3 protein-coding genes are annotated in these 4,485 nt (G+C 51.7%); all 3 read left to right on the top strand.

Features of this window, described 5'->3' with window-relative positions; translation table 11 throughout:
- Positions 1 to 1,882, top strand: a 1,882-nt coding sequence (locus SMC5_RS02200; RefSeq protein ID WP_207798978.1) for a M3 family oligoendopeptidase, incomplete at its 5' end; no start/stop codon positions are given.
- A gap of 135 nt (positions 1,883 to 2,017) precedes the next feature.
- Positions 2,018 to 3,295, top strand: a complete 1,278-nt coding sequence (locus tag SMC5_RS02205; RefSeq protein WP_119119414.1) for an HD-GYP domain-containing protein — start codon at positions 2,018 to 2,020, stop codon at positions 3,293 to 3,295.
- A gap of 627 nt (positions 3,296 to 3,922) precedes the next feature.
- A partial coding sequence (locus tag SMC5_RS02215; protein WP_243624952.1) for an ABC transporter substrate-binding protein occupies positions 3,923 to 4,485 on the top strand: 563 nt, incomplete at its 3' end.

Raw genomic sequence — 4,485 nt, forward strand, 5'->3', positions numbered from 1 at the left:
GATTGGCGCAGTTGAGGCCCCGGGGTTGTGTGGTATCATAAGGTGTCCGAACAAACATGCCCTCAAGGAGGAATCGATGAAAGCAGCAAAACTGGGGTCAGAAAACGTCATATGGGACCTGAGCGCCCTGTATGCAAGCCTTGACGATCCGCGCATCGCACGCGACATGAAAGCGGTGCGACGGGACGCCGCCGCTCTCGCTGCAGAGTACCGCGGCAGGGTTGCAGCCGGCAAGATTTCCCCCGCCGAGCTCAGGAAGTTCATGGTCGAAGAAGAACGCATCAGCTCCGCGACCGGCCGCCTCGGTGAGTATGCAGAGCTCATGCTCACGACAGACAACCTGGACGAGGGCGCCAAGAGCTTGATGATGAAGATGCAAGAACTGGGCAGTGACATCTCCAACACGCTCGTCTTCTTTCCCATCGAACTGGGCCAGATGGACGAGGCCCTCTTTGCGCGCCTGGTCGCCGACAAGGCACTGGACAACTACCGCCACTACCTGCTGTTCCTGCGCAAACAGAGACAGCATCTCCTCAGTGAGAAAGAAGAGATGTTGCTCAGCAAGCGTGACCTGACGGGCAAGCTGGCCATACAGCGCATCTACCAGGAGCTGACGAGTTCGTTCAAGTTCACGGTCACCGTCAAGGGCGAACGCAAGGTCATGAACGGCGAACAGGTCCGCTCACTGCGGGAAAGCACCGACTCGCGTCTGCGCGCTCGTGCCATGAAACAGTACTTTGGCAAATACACCGAGAACAGCCTCGTCATTACCAACGTTTTCGACACCTTGCTCAAGGACCACCAGATCGAGTGCGAACTGCGCCACGTCGACGAACCGATGGGCCTGCGGAACCTGGACAACGAACTGGACGCGGAGATTGTCAACACCCTCTCCGACGTTACCAGGGACAACACCGACATCGTCGAGCGTTACTACACCCTCAAAGCGCGCCTTCTCAACAGCAAAAAGCTCACGCTGGCGGATATCTATGCACCCATCAGCGCCAAGCCCCGCAGATACACGTGGAACGACGCCAGGACCATCGTCCTGGATGCATACGCCAAGTTCGACCAGCGGGCACACGACATCATCCAGGAGTTCTTTGACAAGAACTGGATCGACGGCCGCACCCTGCCCAACAAGACAGGCGGAGCCTTCTGCACCTTCAATCTCCCCGGCGCACATCCATGGGTCATGCTCAACTTCACCGGGGCCGGCCGCGACGTGGAGACGATGGCGCACGAACTGGGACACGGCATGCACGGTATCCTGTCCGCCAAGCAGACTGCGGTCAACCGCGACGCCATCCTGCCCCTCGCCGAAGTGGCCTCGGTCTTTGGCGAAATGCTCGTCACCGACTACCTGCTGGGCCGCATGAAGGACCCTGAGGAGAAGATCGCACTCTACTGCTCCAAGCTCGAGTCGGCCTTTGCCACGACATTCCGGCAGAACATGTTCCACCGCTTCGAGACGCGTACGCACGGCCTCATCGCCGACCATCAACTGTCCACCGATGAGCTCCGCTCCATCTATCACGAGGAGCTGGTCAACATGTTTGGTGATTCCGTTACCATCCCCGCACACTACGACATGGAATGGGCGATCGTCCAGCACATGTTCCTGTGGCCCTTCTACGTTTACGCCTACAACTTCGCCCAACTCGTCGTCCTGTCGCTGTACCAGAAATACCTGGAGGAGGGCGAGAAGTTCAAGCCCGTTTACTACCGCATCCTCGAGACAGGCAGCGCCATGACCCCCGCCCAGATCCTTGGTCTCGCAGGCATCGACCCGCGCGACAAAACCTTCTGGCAGAAAGGTTTCGACTTCATGCGCACCCACTGGGTCGAACCTCTCGAGAAACTCGTGTCCGAGCGCAAGTAACATGACAAACACCCCGGCGTCGATAATACGCCGGGGTGTTCCACTTTGGATGAGTCGATGCGTGACTAAGATTTCGAAAACAGTATAGTTTGTAGTGAGTGTATTTCCATCGTATCACTATATAAGGAGGCTTGTATGTTGATAGATGATTTTCATCTTTCTCTTTTTGACTTTGCTTTAAGTCTATCAGCAGCTATTGACGCAGTAAGCCCGATGCTAGTAGATCATCAGAGAAGGGTTGCCTATATTGCCTGGAGTATTGGCAAAGAATTGGGGTTAACTATTGAGCAAAGAGGAAAACTATTCTTTGCAAGCTTGTTGCATGATGTTGGGTCTATTTCTTTAAAGGAAAGGCTGGACATTTTGCATTTTGATGAAGACTCATCCTTTAATAGACATGCAGAATTGGGCTATTTGCTCTTGAGAGATTTTGAACCACTTTCAGATGAAGCGAGGATCATTCGATACCATCATGTCCAGTGGGATAATGGCAATGGACATTTGGTTAACGGTGAGGTTGTTCCAGCTGAAAGTCTGATACTGCACCTTGCAGATCGCATCTCGGTGCTCATTGACTATGACCATGAAGTTTTAGGCCAAGCCAGGGGTATAACAGAAAAGATAAAAAACCTTTCAGGCAAGGTATTTGTGCCTGAATTTGTTGACGCATTTGTAAAACTATCACGCAAGGAGTTCTTCTGGCTTGATACTTCTTCTCCAAACCTTGAACTTGAACTGCATAAGATACAAGATTTGCCCCTCGTCATTTTTGACATAGAGTCAATCCAAAAGTTGACAAAAATCCTTTCACGAATCATTGACTTTAGAAGCAGGTTTACGGCAACTCACAGTAGCGGGGTTTCTGCAACCTCTGTGGCGCTTGCAAGGTTGGCAGGTTTTTCCGAAAAGGAATGTAGTATGATGGCAATTGCAGGGTATTTGCACGATTTAGGTAAGCTTGCTGTCCCCAAGGAGATTTTGGAAAAGACCGATAAGCTATCAATGGAAGAACTCAACATAGTGAGAAGTCATACCTATCATACGTATAGAATACTGTCACATATGGAAGACTTCAAAACAATCAATCAGTGGGCTTCTTTCCACCACGAAAGACTTGATGGCTCAGGTTATCCGTTTCATATAAGTGGCTTTGATTTTCCGTTGGGTTCTCGAATAATGGCTGTTTCTGACGTATTTACTGCTATTTCTGAAGACCGCCCGTACAGGGAAGGAATGGGCATAGAGAAAGCACTATCTACTATCGCATCAATGGCAAAAAATCATTCTCTGGACCCTTATGTGGTTTCCCTTTTAGAGAGAAATGTTCAATTCGTAGACGATGCCCGAAAAAGTGCTCAAATTGATGCCCGCAAAGAATATGAGAATTTTTCAAAACTTGGGCTTTTGTATTAACCTTGTGTGCCGGTACAGAAGTACAGCATAGCAACAAGCATACTTCGCACGGGCAGTCTCATCTGGTTCCCAACTCCATTTTCGTGTCTGAGCGCGAGCAGCAGCAAACACCCCGGCGTCGCTGATGATGACGCCGGGGTGTAACATTCTCGGGACGGTCCCAAGATTGTTACACTTCGGGACAGAAGCTCCCCTCGTCTTGAACAGAAAGGCTCGGGGGGTCCCAAACTGTAACAGTCTCTGGTAACGGCTGAGCTAACACTTGTTCCTGCTACGACCTCTTTACCTGTTGTTCTAACTGTTCCTTGCCTCGTTTGCACCCCGAAACAAGAAGACCAGCAGCACGATAGTCAACAAGACCCTCAGCATATGATGTGTTTTTCTCATACTCCTCCTTAATCAGGAATACCAATGTCATAGTGTGTGCCGAATCCTCGTTCACGTCAACAACTGCGCATCGACTCATCACGTCGGCTGCATGCACAGAGTTGAGAACCGGCCTGGGGTTTTCAAGGCCCCCGAGGAGAGCCTCGCCCACATTGTATTCATTGTATTTTTCCGCCCCCTGATAGCATGAGAAATAGTCACACGGGCAACAAATCCTGTTGTGACGGGGGAGGCTATTTAATGAGAAAAGCACTGTCACTTGTCTTGATAGTGGTATTTTTGGTCTCGTTGTTCGGCGGACTATCTGTCGTACCCTCAGCAAGAGCTGTTACTCAGGAAGTGACGTACAACCTGGGGACCGAGCCTGCTACGCTCGATCCAGGCGTTACAGCTACCCTTGCGGATGTCAACATCGACCTGCAGGTCTTTGACGGGTTGACACGTCTCGACAGCAAGAGTGTCCCGCAGCCCGCAATCGCGAAGAGCTGGACGATCTCCAAGGACGGGAAGACCTACATCTTCACGCTTCGCGATGCGTACTGGACGAACGGAACACCCGTCACTGCATACGATTTTGAGTATGCGTGGAAGCGCGCGCTCAGCCCGGAGTTGGCTTCCGCATACGCCTGGCAGGCCTACTACATCTATGGTGGTGAAGCGTTCAACACGTCCATCAAGGTCGGCAGCAAATACTATGTTCAGACTGTCGATGCCAAAGGCAATCCTCTTACGAAGACCGTTGGGGGCAAGGTCGTCCCCGTTCCGAACATGGCGAAAGAAATCGACCCCAGCAAGAACGTCGG

Source organism: Candidatus Cryosericum odellii (genome assembly GCF_003570935.1).
Lineage (GTDB): Bacteria > Caldisericota > Caldisericia > Cryosericales > Cryosericaceae > Cryosericum > Cryosericum odellii.